Source organism: Hyphomicrobiales bacterium (genome assembly GCA_039973685.1).
Taxonomy (GTDB): domain Bacteria; phylum Pseudomonadota; class Alphaproteobacteria; order Rhizobiales; family JACESI01; genus JACESI01.
The window spans coordinates 50,405-67,815 of record JBDWKL010000018.1 but is presented as its reverse complement, the minus strand read 5'-3'; the positions used below and the strand labels follow the sequence as shown (position 1 = coordinate 67,815).

Annotated in this window: 16 protein-coding genes; 12 read left to right on the top strand and 4 right to left on the bottom strand. The window is 46.9% G+C overall.

All coding sequences use genetic code 11. The features are described from left to right. Positions 1-29: 29 nt before the first annotated feature. Positions 30-989: a GGDEF domain-containing protein gene (locus ABJO30_05320; GenBank protein MEP3232228.1), complete on the bottom strand. Its 960-nt coding sequence runs from the start codon at positions 987-989 to the stop codon at positions 30-32. 429 nt (positions 990-1,418) lie between these two features. Between ABJO30_05320 and ABJO30_05315 the strand changes: the two genes are divergently transcribed. The 7 genes from ABJO30_05315 to ptsN all read left to right on the top strand — a co-directional run bounded on the left by ABJO30_05315 (position 1,419) and on the right by ptsN (position 7,447). Further along, positions 1,419-2,033 carry a ribonuclease D gene (locus ABJO30_05315; protein ID MEP3232227.1) on the top strand — a complete coding sequence of 205 codons (615 nt, stop codon included), beginning with the start codon at positions 1,419-1,421 and terminating at the stop codon, positions 2,031-2,033. Between the two features lie 209 nt (positions 2,034-2,242). Then, the gene (lptC, locus tag ABJO30_05310) at positions 2,243-2,998 is read left to right on the top strand and encodes an LPS export ABC transporter periplasmic protein LptC (GenBank protein MEP3232226.1); all 756 of its coding nucleotides are present in this window, start codon (positions 2,243-2,245) and stop codon (positions 2,996-2,998) included. 39 nt (positions 2,999-3,037) lie between these two features. After that, the gene (locus ABJO30_05305) at positions 3,038-3,592 is read left to right on the top strand and encodes an LptA/OstA family protein (protein ID MEP3232225.1); all 555 of its coding nucleotides are present in this window, start codon (positions 3,038-3,040) and stop codon (positions 3,590-3,592) included. An 89-nt stretch (positions 3,593-3,681) separates the two neighbouring features. After that, positions 3,682-4,476, top strand: a complete 795-nt coding sequence (gene lptB, locus ABJO30_05300; GenBank protein MEP3232224.1) for an LPS export ABC transporter ATP-binding protein — start codon at positions 3,682-3,684, stop codon at positions 4,474-4,476. Positions 4,477-4,593: 117 nt separating this feature from the next. Then, positions 4,594-6,147, top strand: coding sequence for an RNA polymerase factor sigma-54 (gene rpoN / locus ABJO30_05295; protein ID MEP3232223.1), 1,554 nt, complete (start codon positions 4,594-4,596; stop codon positions 6,145-6,147). Positions 6,148-6,336: 189 nt separating this feature from the next. Then, positions 6,337-6,906 carry a ribosome-associated translation inhibitor RaiA gene (gene raiA, locus ABJO30_05290; GenBank protein ID MEP3232222.1) on the top strand — a complete coding sequence of 190 codons (570 nt, stop codon included), beginning with the start codon at positions 6,337-6,339 and terminating at the stop codon, positions 6,904-6,906. A 76-nt stretch (positions 6,907-6,982) separates the two neighbouring features. Then, positions 6,983-7,447 (top strand): PTS IIA-like nitrogen regulatory protein PtsN, encoded by a 465-nt coding sequence (gene ptsN, locus ABJO30_05285; GenBank protein ID MEP3232221.1) that lies wholly within the window; start codon positions 6,983-6,985, stop codon positions 7,445-7,447. Between the two features lie 33 nt (positions 7,448-7,480). On the opposite strand, the gene ABJO30_05280 is transcribed toward ptsN, so the two are convergent. The 3 genes from ABJO30_05280 to ABJO30_05270 all read right to left on the bottom strand — a co-directional run bounded on the left by ABJO30_05280 (position 7,481) and on the right by ABJO30_05270 (position 9,129). After that, positions 7,481-7,747 (bottom strand): DUF1150 family protein, encoded by a 267-nt coding sequence (locus tag ABJO30_05280; protein ID MEP3232220.1) that lies wholly within the window; start codon positions 7,745-7,747, stop codon positions 7,481-7,483. A gap of 94 nt (positions 7,748-7,841) precedes the next feature. Beyond that, the gene (locus tag ABJO30_05275) at positions 7,842-8,282 is read right to left on the bottom strand and encodes an Hsp20 family protein (protein ID MEP3232219.1); all 441 of its coding nucleotides are present in this window, start codon (positions 8,280-8,282) and stop codon (positions 7,842-7,844) included. A gap of 115 nt (positions 8,283-8,397) precedes the next feature. Beyond that, positions 8,398-9,129: a DUF2259 domain-containing protein gene (locus tag ABJO30_05270; GenBank protein ID MEP3232218.1), complete on the bottom strand. Its 732-nt coding sequence runs from the start codon at positions 9,127-9,129 to the stop codon at positions 8,398-8,400. A 69-nt stretch (positions 9,130-9,198) separates the two neighbouring features. Between ABJO30_05270 and ABJO30_05265 the strand changes: the two genes are divergently transcribed. The 5 genes from ABJO30_05265 (at position 9,199) to ABJO30_05245 (ending at position 17,411) form a co-directional block, all read left to right on the top strand. Further along, positions 9,199-10,800: an acyl-CoA synthetase gene (locus ABJO30_05265; GenBank protein ID MEP3232217.1), complete on the top strand. Its 1,602-nt coding sequence runs from the start codon at positions 9,199-9,201 to the stop codon at positions 10,798-10,800. A gap of 175 nt (positions 10,801-10,975) precedes the next feature. After that, on the top strand, positions 10,976-12,379 hold the full coding sequence (gene ahcY / locus ABJO30_05260) for an adenosylhomocysteinase (GenBank protein MEP3232216.1): 1,404 nt from the start codon (positions 10,976-10,978) through the stop codon (positions 12,377-12,379). Positions 12,380-12,601: 222 nt separating this feature from the next. After that, positions 12,602-15,130 (top strand): ATP-binding protein, encoded by a 2,529-nt coding sequence (locus ABJO30_05255; GenBank protein ID MEP3232215.1) that lies wholly within the window; start codon positions 12,602-12,604, stop codon positions 15,128-15,130. Beyond that, complete coding sequence (tsaE, locus tag ABJO30_05250) at positions 15,130-16,635, top strand: tRNA (adenosine(37)-N6)-threonylcarbamoyltransferase complex ATPase subunit type 1 TsaE (GenBank protein ID MEP3232214.1); 1,506 nt, start codon at positions 15,130-15,132, stop codon at positions 16,633-16,635. Before ABJO30_05255 ends, tsaE begins: the two co-directional genes overlap by 1 nt. A 47-nt stretch (positions 16,636-16,682) precedes the next feature. Beyond that, complete coding sequence (locus ABJO30_05245) at positions 16,683-17,411, top strand: nucleotidyltransferase family protein (protein ID MEP3232213.1); 729 nt, start codon at positions 16,683-16,685, stop codon at positions 17,409-17,411.

The window sequence follows — 17,411 nt, the reverse complement described above, 5'->3', positions numbered from 1 at the left end:
AGGCATTTAGTCTTTGATTTGATTGTTCTTTAAGCGGAAGGATACAGAACGATATTGTTAGACGCTGGTTCAACAAGAGTGTCTGCTTCCAAATGTGTTTGATCAAGGCAGACGCGATTGCGTCCTTCTTTTTTCGCAAGATAAAGAGCCTGATCTGCGCGGCGGTAAAGTTCTTCTGAAACTTCGCCAGGTTTAAGTGTCGCCACACCAAAGCTCGATGTGAATTTTTTGTGTTTCGGGATGCCTTCAAATTGTGCTGCTTGGAACTGTGTTCTAAGATTTTCAGCCACGAGGCGGGCACCTGATGCGTCTGCATTCCACAAAACAATACAAAACTCTTCACCGCCAATGCGCGCAACAAGATCGGTTTTGCGAGAACCTTCAGCAATGAGCTTCCCAAATGTTGAGATCACACGATCACCTGTTTGATGCCCATAGGTGTCATTGACCAATTTGAAATGATCAATGTCGGCAATGATTATGCTCAACGGAAGTGGGCTGCGTTCTAATTTGGTAAAGATATCTTCAAGTTTTTCTTCAAAGGCGCGGCGTGTTTTGAGGCCTGTTAGTAAGTCTGTGCTCGAAACGAATTTGATCTTCTTTACCATGTCGTCTGTCAAAACAGCGGTAAGACTTAAACCCGTGACCATAACCATCATGATGATCGCGAAATTGAAGATAACCCAGCTTGTGGAATGCTGATATTGATCGGCAGAAGGTGCGTTCACCATGTTGTACGTGACAAAGGGAAACGCGATGGAGAATATGGTGAATGAGAAGAAAATAATGCTCACAGCACTGCGATTAGCCACGTGCTCTGAATTCGTCCCTTTGAACCATACCCAACCGCAGATGAAAAGGAGGACTGCGTGCACACCATGAATCGGCGTCAAAAGAAGAGTGGCGGATTCAAAATTCATTGTTACGCCATAACCGGCAATCAGCCCAAGGGCACCTGTAGCTAAGATCAGGAAATAGGGCGTCTTCATGTTAACGCGCTCACAGCTGCCCCGAATCAATAAGCTTAGGCTAGCGGTATCCAGCAGGACCGCTGTGAAGATATTTGGATAAGATAGGCCGGTAATCAGGTTGTGCGAGAGCGAAATGCTAATTGCGCACAGCAAAAAAGCTAGCCCAAAGGCTAATATATGGCGGGCCTCTGGCTGGCGTGACCAAAACACGAAAAAGTTCATGCTGATAAGCAGTGCGATAGCGGGAGCTAATGAGCCAAAGAGGAGTTCGTCCTGCATTTGATTAGGATTCCATGTTGTTTGCTGGCACATTTACAACAGAAAAAGGTTAATTTTTCTTAACGATTCTCCTTAAACTGTATGATTTCCTAACTTTACACAGGTTGATGTTGTGGATTTCTTCTGCGAGATCAGGTAGACCACGGTCAAAATAGATGAGGCCTTGAGATGACCATTCGTTTTCATACTGGTGATTTACCGAATTTGGATAAATACACAGGTGATGTTGCAATTGATACCGAAGCAATGGGGCTGAACCCGCATCGCGATCGGCTTTGTGTGGTTCAATTGTCACCAGGGGACGGCAGCGCTGATGTGGTGCAGATCAAGGCTGGGCAGAGCGAAGCGCCTAATATCCAAGCGTTGTTAGCAGATCAAAGCAAAACCAAGATTTTTCACTTTGCCCGTTTTGATGTTGCCTTGTTGGAACATAGTTTTGGAACAGTGACGACGCCAATTTTTTGCACAAAGATCGCTTCACGCTTAACCCGTACCTATACAGACCGGCACGGATTGAAAGATCTTACCCGTGAATTGCTTGATGTTGATATTTCAAAACAACAACAAAGTTCGGATTGGGGTGCAGAAAAATTGTCGGATGCGCAACTTGCTTACGCGGCTTCTGATGTGCTGCATTTGCATGCAATGCGCGATATTTTGGTGAAGCGTTTAGCGCGAGAAGATCGCACTGAGATTGCAAATGCTTGTTTTGAATTCCTACCAACACGCACAAAACTTGACCTAATAGGTTGGCCAGAAACAGATATTTTTGCACATTCCTAAATTTGGCCCTAAATTAAGACTTAATGATTTCAGTGTATGATTGTTGCATCGTGTTGAACCAGAAACAGTGTCTTTACTGTGGGTTTTGTAGAAGGTTTTCACGCTTGCATCGCAATTATTACAATCTGTGTTATTCTGTTACCCAGCAGGAATGCGGAAGACTGAAAAAAGCAACCTAACTAATTGACTGGAAATGTCTGAGTACCTGAATGAACGCGCACGATCCTAACACTCACCATCTAGCTCGAGGCCTAACGGCACCGACTGCTGACGTGTGCTCGTCGGCGCAATCTGCGTCATCTGAAGCAAGCGCGCGACCAATGGCAGCACAGGTAAGTGTTTCTGAACAAAGGAAATTCCAGTTAGCAACCCGTTATTCTCGTCGCGTTCGCGGTTTGAAGTTTGGCCTCCCGATTGTCGGTGCCATTTTCATTGTTATCTTTGTTGCGGTCGCTATGACTGCGCATTATTTGGAAACACCCTTTGGCATTGCCACCATTGATTTGACGGACGGTCAAGTTGTGATGGACAGCCCAAAACTGAACGGGTTTACCGCAAGTGATTCGGCTTATGAAATAGTTGCAGATCGCGCCCTTCAAGATTTGAATAACCCTAAAAAAGTGCTGCTCGAGAAAATTGGCGCAACCGTGACATTAGCCGACGGCAATGTAGTTTCGGTTCAAGCTAACAATGGTAAGTTTGATATTGAAGGTGAAAACCTTAAGCTCGATTCTGGCGTCAATGTTCATATGAGCGCTGGTTATGATGCTGTACTTGATGATGCTGAAATTGACATGAAAGCTGGCGTCATGAAAACTGACAGCCCCGTGTTCATTAAAGCCGAGATTGGCGAAATCAGAGCGGACAGCATGATCGTACGGGACAATGGGAACTTCATCTTTTTCGAAAACCGTGTGCGCATGGTTGTTCAGCCAAATAAAATTCGTCGTAAACCACAATCGTAGTCGGCCTCATTGACGCGTGGGTAAGGAACCCCTCATTACATGGTAAAATCTGTCTCGAAACTCTTGCTAGCCGCTTTGCTTTTTCCATTAATGATGGTGGAGCTGGCCAATGCACAAGCAACAGGCGACGCTTTTTCTGGTTTTCGCTCAGACAATAATGCACCTATCCAAATTGAAGCTGATAGTCTTGAAGTTCGTGATGTTGAAAAACGGGCAGTCTTCAAAGGCAATGTGGATGTTCGCCAAGGCAAGACCACAATGAAAACAGCGCGTTTGGACGTGTTTTATGATGGCTCTGTCGCTGCTGGTGGTGTTGGCGGAAGTCAGGGCATTAGCCGCATTGAGGCAAATGGCAAGGTGATTGTAACGTCTGGCAACAATACGGCGACAGGCGGTAAAGCTGTGCTCAACATGAAAACACAAATCGTGGTTTTGTCTGGTGGGCGTGTTGTGTTGACCCAATGTGACAATGTTATTGTAGGGAAAAAGCTGACTGTTAATTTGACCAACAATAAAGCATCGTTATCAGGCGGGCGGGTTTCAGCCGTTTTGGACCGAAAGAACGGGGCTAGCAATCAGAAAAAGTGTAGCTAGGGAATATTCCCAATAAGTATCAAAGTGAAGATGGTACTTTATTCAAAAATTTTCTGACAAAATGCGTTAAACCAGCTAAATAGAGCAGTATGAATCAACCCACTGATCCCTCCACTTTGCCGCCTCCAGAGGAAACTGCACCCTTGCGTGACAACACGGGGCGCGGATGGTTGATCGCAAAAAACATTAAAAAGAGTTACAATGGCCGTACCGTTGTTGACGGTGCCAGTCTCGCGATTGGGCGCGGTGAAGCTGTTGGTCTTTTAGGGCCAAATGGTGCAGGTAAAACCACGACATTTTACATGATCACTGGGTTGGTGCGTGCTGATGAAGGGCAAATCTACCTTGATCGCCATGATATTTCTCCCCTGCCAATGTATCGCCGTGCGCGCCTCGGTATTGGATATTTGCCGCAAGAAGCGTCGATTTTTCGTGGTTTGAGCGTTGAAAACAACATCAAAGCCGTATTGGAAGTTGTTGAACCTGATAAAAAGCGCCGCAAAGAAGATCTCGAAAATCTTCTGCACGAGTTTGGTATCGAGCATTTGCGCAAATCACCGTCAATCGCCCTATCGGGTGGTGAACGTCGTCGTTGCGAGATCGCCCGCACGCTTGCAAGCAGACCTAATTTTGTGCTGTTGGATGAACCTTTTGCTGGTATTGATCCAATCGCGGTTGGTGATATTCAGGTGCTGGTCAAGCATTTGACCCGTCGTGGTATCGGCGTTTTGATTACCGATCACAATGTCCGTGAGACTTTAGGCGTGATTGATCGTGCGTATATTATCCACTCTGGGCAAGTTTTGACCCAAGGAACGCCTGAAACGATTATTGCAAATCCTGATGTGCGTCGTCTCTATCTTGGTGATCAGTTCACTCTCTAACAGAGTTTTTCTCTCCATTTACACTTTAATCGGATTTATGCTTTAAGGGTTAAGCAAGAGTCGGACCAGTTTTGGTTTGATAGCGAATATAGTTGATCCAAAAGGCACGAGTACACGATGGCACTCGCCCCAAGATTAGAATTTAGGCAGTCACAATCCCTTGTGATGACGCCACAGCTTATGCAGGCAATCAAATTGCTTCAGCTGTCTAGTCTTGACTTGGCTTCTTATGTTGAAGGTGAGCTTGAGCAAAATCCATTGCTTCATCGCGAAGATGAGTTCAGTGATGGAACGCGCTCAGAAAATAACACTGACAACGCAACAGAAGTCAGAGCCGAAACAGGCGATAGTGCGGCCTTATCCAATGAAAATGAATGGATTGACGGGGCGCTAGAAACTAATCCGCAAGAAATTGCAGCAAGTTTTGATACCGACGCAGAAAACGTCTTTCCTGAAGATTCCGGTAGCGCTGGTATAGAAGCTTCGACTGTTACGGGCCGCGATACACATCAAATCAATTCGACCGTGCGTTCAGGCGGCGACGATGATTATAACCTTGAGGCTTTTGTTGCTGAAGAGGTGAACTTAGTTGATCATTTGATGTCTCAACTGGGCCATATTATTACCGATCCAGCTCAAATGCTGATTGCGCGAACGCTCATTGATAGCATTGATCAAGCTGGCTACATGCGTGGTGATTTAGAAGAGATTGCTGAAAGCCTCGGTGCTGCAAATAGTCTTGTTGAAGAGACGCTAGAAGCGCTTCAAACTCTTGATCCGCCAGGGATATGCGCGCGCAATTTGACAGAGTGCTTAGCCCTTCAGCTCAAAGACAAAAACCGCTATGACCCTGCAATTGCAGCTTTGCTCGACAATCTCGAACTTTTAGCTAAACGTGACTTTGCAGCACTTAAAGAACTTTGCGGTGTCGATCAGGATGATCTGTTTGACATGGTGAAAGAGATCAAGGCCTTGGACCCGAAACCGGGTGAGGCATTTGAAGATGTTCTGGCCCAAGCGATTATCCCTGATGTAACCGTTCAAGCACGTCCTGATGGAAGCTGGGCGATTGAGCTTAACGTTGAAGCTTTGCCTCGGGTTTTGGTTGATCAAACCTATTATGCAACCGTTGTTAAAACAGCCAATAATGAGACAGAAAAAGCCTATCTTACAGATTGTCTGCAAACGGCCAATTGGTTGGTTAAAAGCCTCGATCAGCGGGCAAAAACAATTTTGAAGGTGGCAACCGAGATTGTTCGTCAACAAGATGCGTTTTTGACGAGAGGAGTCGAATATCTCCGTCCGCTCAATCTTAAAACCGTGGCTGACGCGATTGAAATGCACGAATCGACTGTTAGCCGCGTAACCTCCAATAAATTTATCGTAACGCCGCGTGGTATTTTTGAACTAAAATATTTCTTCACAGCCGCGATTGCATCCTCAGAAGGCGGGGAATCGCATTCAGCCGAGGCTGTTCGTCACAAAATACGGACACTTATTGATGCAGAGGACGTGAAGAAAATTCTCTCAGACGATACGCTTGTAAAAATGCTGAAAGACGGTGGTGTCGATATTGCCAGACGCACTGTTGCAAAATATCGCGAAGCCATGCGCATTCCATCTTCGGTACAGCGCCGCCGTGAGAAAAAAGCGCTTCTTGCTACAAAATAGCATTTTTTCACTAGTAAAAAATTGTGGGCATCTTGCTTGATCAACAGTTTGTTAGACAATAATTCAATCAATTTCGATTTTTTTCCTAAAAGTGCTGACGACCTTGTTTGAAGAGGTTAGACTAAAGTTCGAAGCGCCGTTCTTGCTGCTTTGCTAGTTGGGCGCCAATAGCAAAAAAGGAATGATAATATGAGCTTACGTGTATCCGGAAAAAATTTAGATGTTGGTGAAGCACTCCGAACTAACATTACAGACCAGATCGATGCAGCAGTAAGTAAGTATTTTGATGGCGGGTATACAGGCCATGTAATCGTTGAAAAAGAAGGGTCTATGTTCAAGGTTGAGTGTAAAGTTCATCTTGATACAGGCATTGATCTTGTTGCCACTGGTTCCGCCCAAGATGCACACCCAGCTTTCGACAAAGCAGCCGAACGGATTGAAAAACGTCTAAGGCGCTATAAGAGAAAACTCAAAGATCACCGGGCTGCAGCAAACCAAAAAAGCCAACTTGCACCAGCTTATATTCTGGCAGGTCCCACAGATGATGAAGCAAATATCGATGATGACAATGCTGCACCAGCGATTATTGCAGAAAATGAGACGGCTATTCTCACAATGACTGTCAGCACTGCAGTAATGGCAATGGACTTAGGCAATCAAGATGTGTATGTATTTCGAAATCCTGATAGCGGGGAAATCAATGTGCTGCATAAGCGCCCCGATGGAAACATCGGTTGGATTGACCCATCACAAAGTTAGACAAGAATTAGTAGACCTGTAACTGTCGTAATTAATTTCGCGATGGCTCCTTTATGGTCTTATTGAAGGTGGCACAATGGACTTATCTGAGTTGCTCAATGAGAATGCTATTTTGCCGACACTTAAAGTGTCGAGCAAGAAGCAGGCTATTCAGTGTATTTCGGAAAAAGCAGCCGAAATCACTGGGTTAAACGAGCGCGAAATCTTTGAAACTTTGTTGCAAAGAGAGCGTCTTGGTTCCACAGGCGTTGGCTCAGGCATTGCGATACCACACGGCAAATTGCCAAGCCTTGATAAGATTTATGGTGTTATGGCGCGGTTGGAGCGTCCAATTAGCTTTGATGCTATGGATGACCAACCGGTCGACATCATTTTCTTGTTGCTAGCACCAGAAGGTGCGGGCGCAGATCATCTCAAGGCGCTTGCTAAAATTGCTCGCGTTTTACGTGATGGTGATATGGTCAATAAAATTCGGGCGACAGCGGACCCTGAAGCACTTTATTCCGTGCTTCTTACACCGCCTAATCAAGAAGCGGCTTAACAGGCGTTGTCGAATAAATGCTTTTGGACGGGCTTAATGCAGGCTCACCATTTCCAAATCATATTCATCGGCATTCGCTTCAGCGATTGAGCGATCATCCGAAATCATCAATGGTTCGCCGTCTGCGCCCAACAAGGCATAGAGCGTGTAAGGGACTTCGCCGTCCAGCATGCCAGGATATAAGACTTCGAAATCTTCTGGTGAAAGTTCACGAATATAGGCAAAAGCCTCCTCACCAAAATGACGAAGGTCTTCCTTCGTAAAGGCGTCTTGGGTTTTGGTTCCAATAAAGTCGGTCATGTTTACCTTCCTTTTGGTCAGAGCGCTAACGCCACACGAATCAATTCTATCAGATTCTGAGTTAATGGCTTCAGCTTTTTTCTCGATCCTGACCTTAGTCTGCCTGTAAAATCTTAATCTTTTTTATAAGACGCTCAGGTTGTGTGCGGGTTAGGTCTACAGAAAGTAAACCGCTGGCCAAATTTGCAGCCCCTACTTCCATGCCATCTGCAAGCACGAAGGTGCGCACAAACTGCCTCGCCGCGATGCCTCTGTGAAGGTACGTGCGGGTTGGGTCATCAGTCTGTTTGCCCTTTATCACCAGTTGCTTGTCTTCAACGGTAATATCCAAATCATCATCATTGAAGCCTGCAACAGCCAATGTGATGCGAAGTTTGATGACGCCTTCGTCATTGGCAATTTGTTCAATATTATAAGGGGGGTAGCCCTCATTTCCACCTTTGGAAACTTGGTCTAACAAGCGCTCAATTTCATCAAACCCGAGAAGCAATGGATTTGAGAAATACGGCCCGCGCGGTGGCGCATTGCGTGTCATAATCGGTCCTTTCAATGCCCTTGTCACACAAGCAGCATAAGGTGAGACCCCAATTGGGCGTCTCTGTTCTTTTAAAATATGGGTAGATTTGAGCGCGGTTTCAAGGGCGATTGGTTTATCGCAAAGATACTGGGAAAACCACGAAGCGGCGGTCTGGGCCTTCAAAACCAAGTTGGAAAACGCTGATGAGGGCTGCAGCAAAATCGCCAGAACGGTTGGCGGGCAGGTAAATTCGCGACAAACGGTATTTCAGCGGGCAGCCGCGTGACAGAAAGATTTTCTCATCACGGTGCACAAAACGACGTTTGCCGTTTGGATCAATTTTCTCCATTTGGAAGCCAATTGTATCAATTGGACACTTGCCAGCACTGGGCACTGGAATGTGTTTCAAAATCAGATCGAAATAATTGCCTTTACCTTCGGTTGGGTCGGTATTACTCGGCAAAACCACGCGCGATGTGATGGGGGCAGATAGCCCTTCGCTACTATCAGCGAAATCTCCAAGACCGCGTGCATAGGCCACCACAGCCGGATGGTTCAGCTTATATTTTCTCAAAATACTTTTTGCTTTGCTTTTCACTTCCCAGCGGACAGAGGCAAGCGAGGCATTTTCACTCTTTTTCAGCAGACGCACAGGCGTTGAAGGCGCAAAAGTGTCTGTTTCAAGGTCGATAATGTAGAGGTTGGAATAGGGGAAACCGGAGCCGTCTTGAACGCCATATTCTTCAAATCCGAAATAGCGGCCATCTTTTGAAAATCCGATCACCTGTTCATAAGCAAAATCACCAGCATGAGCCGTTATTATGAGGGCGAGTTTCAAGAGGATGCTTACGACGATAATTCGCATTTCAGTCTTTCCATTTGGCGGCTAATTCTATTCAATATGAATGGTTTGGATAAAGCCTAGGGGGAGAATTTGGCAGAACCGCGATTATCAATCAAGCGCGCATCAAACCGCGTTTTAAACCTTGGAAGTTTCGCAACGCAGGCAGCAAAGCGTGTTGCCAATGATGCCGCCATTATTTGGGGTGATGAGGTGCGAAGCTGGGCAGAATTTAACGCCCGCGCAAATGCAATTGCCTCGCAATTACAAGCGCTTGGCTTGGTGCGCGGTGACCGCGTTATGATCCATTCTCCTAATTGCCCTGAATATCTTGAAAGCATGGTCGCGATCTTGAAGGCGGGTTGTGTGATGGTGCCAACCAATTTCCGTCTCTCGCCTGATGATATTGCTGATATGGCGCTTCGAACGGAAACCAGAGCCATCATCGGCCATGCAGCCTACCCACAGCATATGGATGTGGTGCAACAAACAGCGTCTAGCTGCAAAGATCGTTTGGTGATTGTGGGCGATGGCGCTGATGCCTTTGATAAGGCGGTCGCGCTTCATCTTGATCAACCGTTTCAAGATGTTGATGTGGAATACGACGATCCGTGCTGGTTTTTCTTCACCTCAGGCACCACGGGAAAACCGAAAATTGCAACGCTCACCCACGGGCAAATGTCCTTTGTAACCGTCAATCATGTCGCGGACTTAATGCCGGGGCTTGGTAAGGGTGATGTGTCGATGGCCGTGGCGCCCTTATCGCATGGGGCAGGCGCACATTTCTTCCCGCAGCTTGCTCGTGCGGTGCCAACAGTTTTGACACAAGGCAGCGGGCTTGATCCGACAGAAGTTTGGTCGCTGGTTGAAAAGCACAAAGTCACCAATATGTTCACGGTGCCAACAATCGTGAAGCGGTTGACGGAGCATGAGGCGGTGGACCGTTTTGATCTCTCATCCCTACGTCATGTCATTTACGCCGGTGCGCCCATGTATCGCGCAGATCAAAAACATGCGCTTTCAAAGCTCGGTAATGTCATCGTCCAGTATTTTGGTCTGGGTGAAGTGACAGGGTGTATTACGGTGTTACCTGTTGATGATCACAGCCTCGATGATGAGAAAATGCCTGTTGGTTCATGTGGTTATCCGCGCACGGGCATTGATGTTGCAATCTTGGATGATAAGGGAGGGCAGTTAGCAGCCAATAGCACGGGCAATATCTGCATCGGTGGTTTGGGCGTTTTTGCAGGCTATTACCAAAACGATGAGGCAAACCGCGAAGTGTTTCTTGATGGTTGGTTCATGACAGGTGATCTCGGTCATGTGGATGATCGGGGGTATGTCTACATTACAGGACGGCGTTCAGATATGTATATTTCTGGTGGCTCCAATGTGTATCCACGTGAGGCAGAAGAGAAAATATTAGAGCATCCAGCCATTGATGAGGCAGCGATCGTCGGCGTACCAGATGCTGATTGGGGCGAGGTTGGCGTTGCTGTCATCACGCTGCATGAAGGAGCAGCCTTTGATGAAGCAGAGTTCAAGCTTTGGCTCATGGATAAGGTTGCCCGCTACAAGCAGCCAAAATCGATTTATATCTGGGGTGAGATGCCAAAATCGGGATATGGAAAAATCGAAAAGAAGCGGATTAAAGCCATGCTTGAAGAGCAAGGTTTGATTGATTTTTCAGGCTAAATTGCGTGTTCAAGCAGGTGAATTTGTGAGTCGGCTGTAGCTTCATATAAAGATTTCCTTATGTGTTCTTGCTTCATTAACCCAAGCCGTGCTATGCACGCGCCAAATACGTCGGAACGGCAGGTTTTCTGTCGTTTCTTTCTTCTTTAAAAATGATGCTTATGGGACACCGATAATGGCTGACTATTACGTAAAAGACATTGGGCTTGCTGACTTTGGCCGCACAGAATTGGATATTGCTGAAACAGAAATGCCGGGCTTGATGGCTCTGCGTGAAGAGTTTGGCAAAAGCAAACCGTTGAAGGGCGCGCGCATTGCGGGTTCACTTCACATGACTATTCAAACGGCTGTGTTGATTGAAACATTGGTTGAACTTGGCGCAGAAGTGCGTTGGGTGTCTTGCAACATTTTCTCAACACAAGACCACGCTGCTGCTGCAATTGCTGCTAAAGGCATTCCGGTTTTTGCTTTCAAAGGCGAAACACTTGAAGAATATTGGGCGTTTTCAGACCGTATTTGGGAATGGCCAGATGGCGGTTATGCAAACATGATCTTGGACGATGGTGGCGACGCAACAATGCTGATCCTCAACGGTTCAAAATCTGAAACAGATCCAAGCATTCTTGAAAACCCAGAGAACGAAGAAGAAGAAGCCTTCTTCGCGACAATCAAGAAGCGTCAGGCACAAGACCCGACATTCTATTCAAAAGTAAAAGCAAGCTTGCGCGGTGTTTCTGAAGAAACAACAACAGGTGTTCTTCGTCTTTATGATTTGGTGAAAAAGGGTGAGCTTCCTTTCCCTGCAATCAACGTGAACGACAGTGTAACGAAATCAAAATTTGATAACCGTTATGGCTGCCGTGAATCATTGGTTGACGCGATCCGTCGCGGTACAGACACAATGATGGCCGGTAAAGTTGCAATCGTTTGTGGCTACGGTGATGTTGGTAAAGGTTCTGCACAATCACTTCTTGGTGCTGGTGCCCGCGTTAAAGTAACTGAGATCGATCCGATCTGTGCGCTTCAAGCGGCAATGGATGGCTATGAAGTTGTAACAATGGAAGACGAAGCGCCAAACGCTGATGTTTTCGTTTCAGCAACAGGCAACAAAGACGTCATCACCGTTGACCACATGCGCGCTATGAAAGACATGGCGATCGTTTGTAACATCGGTCACTTTGATAATGAGATCCAAGTTGCTGGTTTGAAAAACTTCAAATGGACAAATGTTAAGCCACAGGTTGATTTGATCGAGAAACCAGATGGCAACCGTATGATCCTTCTTTCAGAAGGTCGTTTGGTGAACCTTGGCAATGCAACAGGCCACCCGTCATTCGTGATGTCTGCGTCATTCACGAACCAAGTTCTTGCTCAAATGGAGCTTTGGGCTGATTCGAATGCGGCAGAGAAAAAATACGAAAACGACGTTTATATCCTGCCAAAACACCTTGATGAGAAGGTTGCTGAACTGCACCTTGAAAAACTTGGTGTAAAATTGACAACGCTCTCAAAAGAGCAATCAGACTATCTTGGCATTTCTCCACAAGGCCCATACAAGCCAGAGCACTACAAGTATTAGTTGCATCTTAACTGCATACTAGATGTTGTATCCGCGCGAGATTTATCTCGCGCGGATTTTTATTTTTCAGCTCTTTTTCAAAAAAGAGCTTTTGTTTGAGCGCATTCAAACAGTATCTTGGTAACGATTCGGTAAGATTTAGGTTCAATATTGTAGGTTGTAGAGCTTTTGTAACGGGTGGCTCGTCAGCACGATTGCGGATTCTTTGGCCAGGGAAAAAATATGCACACCCGCTTCAAACAACAGTTCAAGAACAAAGCGTCGAGCTTTGCTGGATTGTGCCTGAAGCGTATGAAGACCTTTGCCATATCGTCTACATCGCTTTTCTCACCTTTATTGTTCACCCAGTCAGCATCTGCCAATGAGCTTTTCCAAGCGGTCGGCGCTGACCTTCGAACAACACAAGTATTTTCTTATGCAGCCTTTCTTGCGACGCTTGCTTTCGCCATCGTCAGCACTTTCGTCTTTTTGCGTTCACGCAATGAAGCGGTAAAAGATCGCGACGCCATGGCCGAAGAGTTGGCTGATTTGCGGGCAAACTCAGAGCGGTTTGAGAGCCTCATCCAAGCAGATGATCAACGCCTCATCGTTTGGGCAACACCAAAATCAAATGCGACTGTGATCGGCAATCTGCCAGAAGGCTCTGATGCCCCAGAAGATGTTGCAACCTTCATGGCGTTCGGCAAATGGTTGGCTCCCGCATCGGCTGCTGGCCTAGAGCGCCATATCGAGGATTTGCGAGAGAACGGTACCGCCTTCCAATTGGCCGTTAGTACGAGATCTGGCAATTACCTTGATGCTTTTGGGCGTACTGTGGGCGGACGGATTTTTGTTCGTTTCCGCGATTTGTCCGGTGACCAGCAAGTCATGATGGAATTGCGCCGTCAGCTTAAGCAGAGTTCTGCTAATGTTGAAAATTATCAGGCCTTGCTCGAAGAAATTGAACAACCGGCATGGTTGATGCAAAACGGTGAAGACGGCCGAGTGCTGCATTGGGCCAACAAAGCCTATCGAAGCGCCATAGAAACAAGTGGTTCGGAAGATGAGCAAGCCTACTTGTTTGAGAGTGAAGCGCGGACAGCTATTGCAGCATGTCACAGCGAAGACGCTCTTTTCAAGGAGCGGGTAAACGCGATTTCTAAAGGCGCTCGCCGAACTTTTGATGTGGTGTCTGTTCCAACAAGCAATGGTAGTGCAGGTATTGCAACCGATGTGAGTGAGGCTCAAAAAGCACAGGCAGCCCTCAGCCGCACCATTGAAAGCCATGAAAAGACCTTCGATGATTTAGCAACGGCTGTTGTGATCTTCGATAAAAATCATAAGCTAACATTCCATAATAAAGCCTATAGTGAGTTGTTCGACCTGTCGGAATCTTTCCTTTCAAGCGGGCCAACAGATTCTGAGGTGATTGATAAGTTGCGCTCACTGGAAAAATTGCCAGTGGAAGCAAACTTCAGAGAATGGAAAAGCAATCTTTTAAAAACTCATCTTAGCGCTGAGATGAAAGAATTTACTTGGCACCTGCCAGATGGACAAACGTTGCGCGTTGTTTCTAGTCCTCGTTCAACGGGCGGTGTTACGTGGATTTATGAAAATCTGACCGCAAAGCTAAATCTCGAAAGTCGCGTCATTGTCTTGTCTCGTCTCCAAGATGAAACGCTGAACCGTTTGAATGACGGCGTGGCGGTGTTCTCAAGCGATGGCAGATTAACGCTTTCAAATCGCTCGTTTGGCGATTTGTGGAAAATGGATGATGAGATGCGAGGCGAAATGCCTCACGTCAATCAGATCGCGGATTTCTGCGTCGAGACACAAGGCTGTAAGGACGATTGGCATCAGCTTAAAATGGCTGTTGTTGGTGTCAGCGAGAACCGCGACGAAGCCTCCGGTACAATGGAACGGCCTGATGGATCGGTCATTCAATATTCAACCAATGCCCTAATTGATGGGCGTACGATGGTGACCTTCATTGACACGACAGACAGTGTCAATTTTGAACGCGCGTTGACTGAAAAGAACGAATGGTTGAAAGAGGCCGACACGCTGAAAAATGATTTTGTTCAGCACGTGAGTTACGAATTACGCTCACCGCTGACAAACATTATCGGCTTTACGCAGTTGTTGGCTGATGCTGATATTGGTCCACTGACGGAAAAGCAAAAAGAATATACTGATTATATTCTTTCTTCATCGTCCTCGCTGCTTGCCATTATCAATGACATTCTCGATCTAGCAACGGCAGATGCTGGTGTGCTGGAGCTTGATTTAGGAACAATTTCAGTTCGCGATGCGATTGAAAACGCTACTGAAGGTCTGCAAGATCGTCTGCGTGAACGTGAGATTGAATTAGAAATGGAAGTTTCTAAAGAGATCGGCGAGTTTGTTGGTGACGAACGTCGGATCATCCAGATTTTGTTCAACCTAATTTCTAACGCCATCAAGTTTTCAGACGATGGTGGAAAAGTGGCGCTGAATGTTCGCCAGACAGAAGAAAACATCGTGTTTGAAGTGCAGGACTGGGGTGCTGGCATTCCAGATGCCTTTATTGACCAAATCTTCAGCCGGTTTGAAAGCCGCGCAAATGGCCAAGTTCGCGGCGGTGCCGGTCTTGGTCTTTCCATTGTGAAGCAGCTTGTTGAACTTCACCAAGGTGAAGTTAACGTGGATAGCACTGAAGGGCAGGGAACGATTGTAACGTGCACAATGCCAGCCACACCGCCAGTTGATGCTGATAAGGCGGCTGCAGAATAGTGGCGCATAACAGCCCCTTTTATTCCCTATTTCTTGAAAATGAAGCCGCAAGTTTGCGCTTCGGTGAAGACTTTTCGCCCGTGCTTCGGCCTAATGATTGCGTGCTTTTAGATGGTACGCTGGGTATGGGAAAGACCACCATTGCCCGCGCCATTATCCGCTCGTTTTTGGGTGATGATGAAGCAGAAGTGCCAAGCCCGACATTCACGTTGGCGAATATCTATGACAAAGGCCGCACGCCGCTCACCCACTACGACCTTTATCGGTTGTCTGACCCAGAAGAGCTTGAAGAGATAGGTTTTGCTGAAAGTTTGGACGCTGCCATTGTGCTGGTAGAATGGCCAGAGCGTGCCTTGCAAGAGATGCCAAGTGATGGTTTGCGCATTGAAATTACAGAGAAGGATGGCGGGCGTCTCTTAGAGTTTTTTGGTCCAGAGCGCTGGCAAAAGCGATTGCACCGAACGCTTTCAGTCAGAACATTTCTCAATGACAATAAGTGGGAAAATGCAAAGCGTCGCTTCTTACAGGGTGATGCTTCTCCAAGGGCTTATGAGCTTATAACGCATACAAATGGCACTGAGGCCGTTTTGATGGATAGCCCTGCCATTGAAGATGGCCCTATTGTCAAAGATGGGAAGCGCTATAGCGAACTTGCCCACTTGGCTGAAGATGTCAGACCATTCCTCGCAATTGGTGAGGCGCTGCGGTCAGCTGATCTGCCAGCACCTGAAATGTACGCTTTTGACTTGAAGCAAGGCTTCTTGTTGATGCAAGATTTCGGGCAGGAGACAGTGATCGCCAATGAGGCGCCGCACCCAGAGCGTTATCAGGTGGCCGTCGATATTCTAGCAAAAATGCACGGTCAAGAGTGGCCTTCCGCCGTCTCTCTTCCAGATGGAAGTAAGTATAGTCTTCCCACTTTTGATCAGAGTGTTTTCGATATTGAGATTTCATTGCTTGCTGATTGGTATGCCCCAAAAGTGGCTGAAACCACCTTTAGTGAAAAGGCTTGGGCTGAATATTTGGCCATATGGCAAAGCCTGTTTGAACTTGTTTCAACGGGAGAAAAAAGCTGGTTTCTGCGTGATTATCACTCGCCCAATCTCATGTGGCGTGAAGATCAAACCGGATTAGAACAGATCGGCCTGATTGATTATCAAGATGCGCTCATTGGTCCTTCGGCTTATGATGTCGCGTCACTTTGTCAGGATGCGCGTTATACGGTGCCGCAGGACATGGAGTTGATGCTGAAAGCGCGCTACATTGAGACAAGAACCGCGCAAGAAAAACCATTTGATAAAGATGCTTTTGAGCGCGATTACGCCATTATTGCAGCAGAGCGCGGCACGCGTTTATTGGGGCTTTGGCCGCGCCTAAAATATCGCGATGGCAAGCCGCATTACATGAACCACATGCCACGAACCAAAGACTATCTTCGCCGCGCTTTAAAACATCCAGCACTTGTTGACCTAAAACGCTGGTATGCAGATAATCTCGGGCTATAATCATTGTAGTGAGTCGCTTGGGCGGCGTGCAAGGGATATGATTGGCGATGAGCGGTAAACAACATCCAACAAAGGCATTTGTAGCGGCGGCAGGCCTTGGCAAGCGCATGCGCCCACTAACGGCGACCACACCAAAGCCATTGATTGAAGTTTGCGGCAAGTCCCTGATTGATCACGGTTTAGATGCCCTCGCTTTGGCAGGCACAGAGCTGGCTGTCGTCAACGTTCATTACATTGCGGATTTATTGGAAGCCCATGTCTTGCGCCGTAGCGAGCCTGAAATTATCATTTCTGACGAGCGTGACGAATTGCTTGAAACAGGCGGTGGAACGGTCAAGGGTTTGCCTCATTTAGGCGATGAAGCGTTTTTCTATCTCAATGCGGATTCTATTTGGATAGAAGGTCTAAGACCTAATTTCACCATTCTTGCTGATGCATGGGATGACGATAAGATGGACGCGCTTTTGCTGTTGTCACCGACGGTCAGCGCTGTCGGCTTTAGTGGCGCCGGTGATTTTACAATGGATAGTGAAGGGCATTTAGCGCGCCGCCGTGAGAACATCGTCGCACCCTATGCTTATGCGAGTGCTGCGATCTTCCATCCGCGCCTGTTTAAAAATGCACCTGACGGAAAGTTTTCGCTCAATGTTCTGTTTGATCAAGCCATTGAGGCTGACCGTTTGTTCGGTGTTCAAATGGATGGCACTTGGCTGCATGTTGGAACGCCTGAGGCAATTGACGAGGCCGAGCGTGCCATTCGCTCTGCTAGAAGCTGA

Bases quoted from the DNA above. Each gene is read 5' to 3' on its own strand.
- ABJO30_05320 (MEP3232228.1), bottom strand. From the start codon at position 989: ATGAAGACGCCCTATTTCCTGATCTTAGCTACAGGTGCCCTTGGGCTG.
- ABJO30_05315 (MEP3232227.1), top strand. From the start codon at position 1,419: ATGACCATTCGTTTTCATACTGGTGATTTACCGAATTTGGATAAATAC.
- lptC (MEP3232226.1), top strand. From the start codon at position 2,243: ATGAACGCGCACGATCCTAACACTCACCATCTAGCTCGAGGCCTAACG.
- ABJO30_05305 (MEP3232225.1), top strand. From the start codon at position 3,038: ATGGTAAAATCTGTCTCGAAACTCTTGCTAGCCGCTTTGCTTTTTCCA.
- lptB (MEP3232224.1), top strand. From the start codon at position 3,682: ATGAATCAACCCACTGATCCCTCCACTTTGCCGCCTCCAGAGGAAACT.
- rpoN (MEP3232223.1), top strand. From the start codon at position 4,594: ATGGCACTCGCCCCAAGATTAGAATTTAGGCAGTCACAATCCCTTGTG.
- raiA (MEP3232222.1), top strand. From the start codon at position 6,337: ATGAGCTTACGTGTATCCGGAAAAAATTTAGATGTTGGTGAAGCACTC.
- ptsN (MEP3232221.1), top strand. From the start codon at position 6,983: ATGGACTTATCTGAGTTGCTCAATGAGAATGCTATTTTGCCGACACTT.
- ABJO30_05280 (MEP3232220.1), bottom strand. From the start codon at position 7,747: ATGACCGACTTTATTGGAACCAAAACCCAAGACGCCTTTACGAAGGAA.
- ABJO30_05275 (MEP3232219.1), bottom strand. From the start codon at position 8,282: ATGACACGCAATGCGCCACCGCGCGGGCCGTATTTCTCAAATCCATTG.
- ABJO30_05270 (MEP3232218.1), bottom strand. From the start codon at position 9,129: ATGCGAATTATCGTCGTAAGCATCCTCTTGAAACTCGCCCTCATAATA.
- ahcY (MEP3232216.1), top strand. From the start codon at position 10,976: ATGGCTGACTATTACGTAAAAGACATTGGGCTTGCTGACTTTGGCCGC.
- ABJO30_05255 (MEP3232215.1), top strand. From the start codon at position 12,602: ATGCACACCCGCTTCAAACAACAGTTCAAGAACAAAGCGTCGAGCTTT.
- ABJO30_05245 (MEP3232213.1), top strand. From the start codon at position 16,683: ATGAGCGGTAAACAACATCCAACAAAGGCATTTGTAGCGGCGGCAGGC.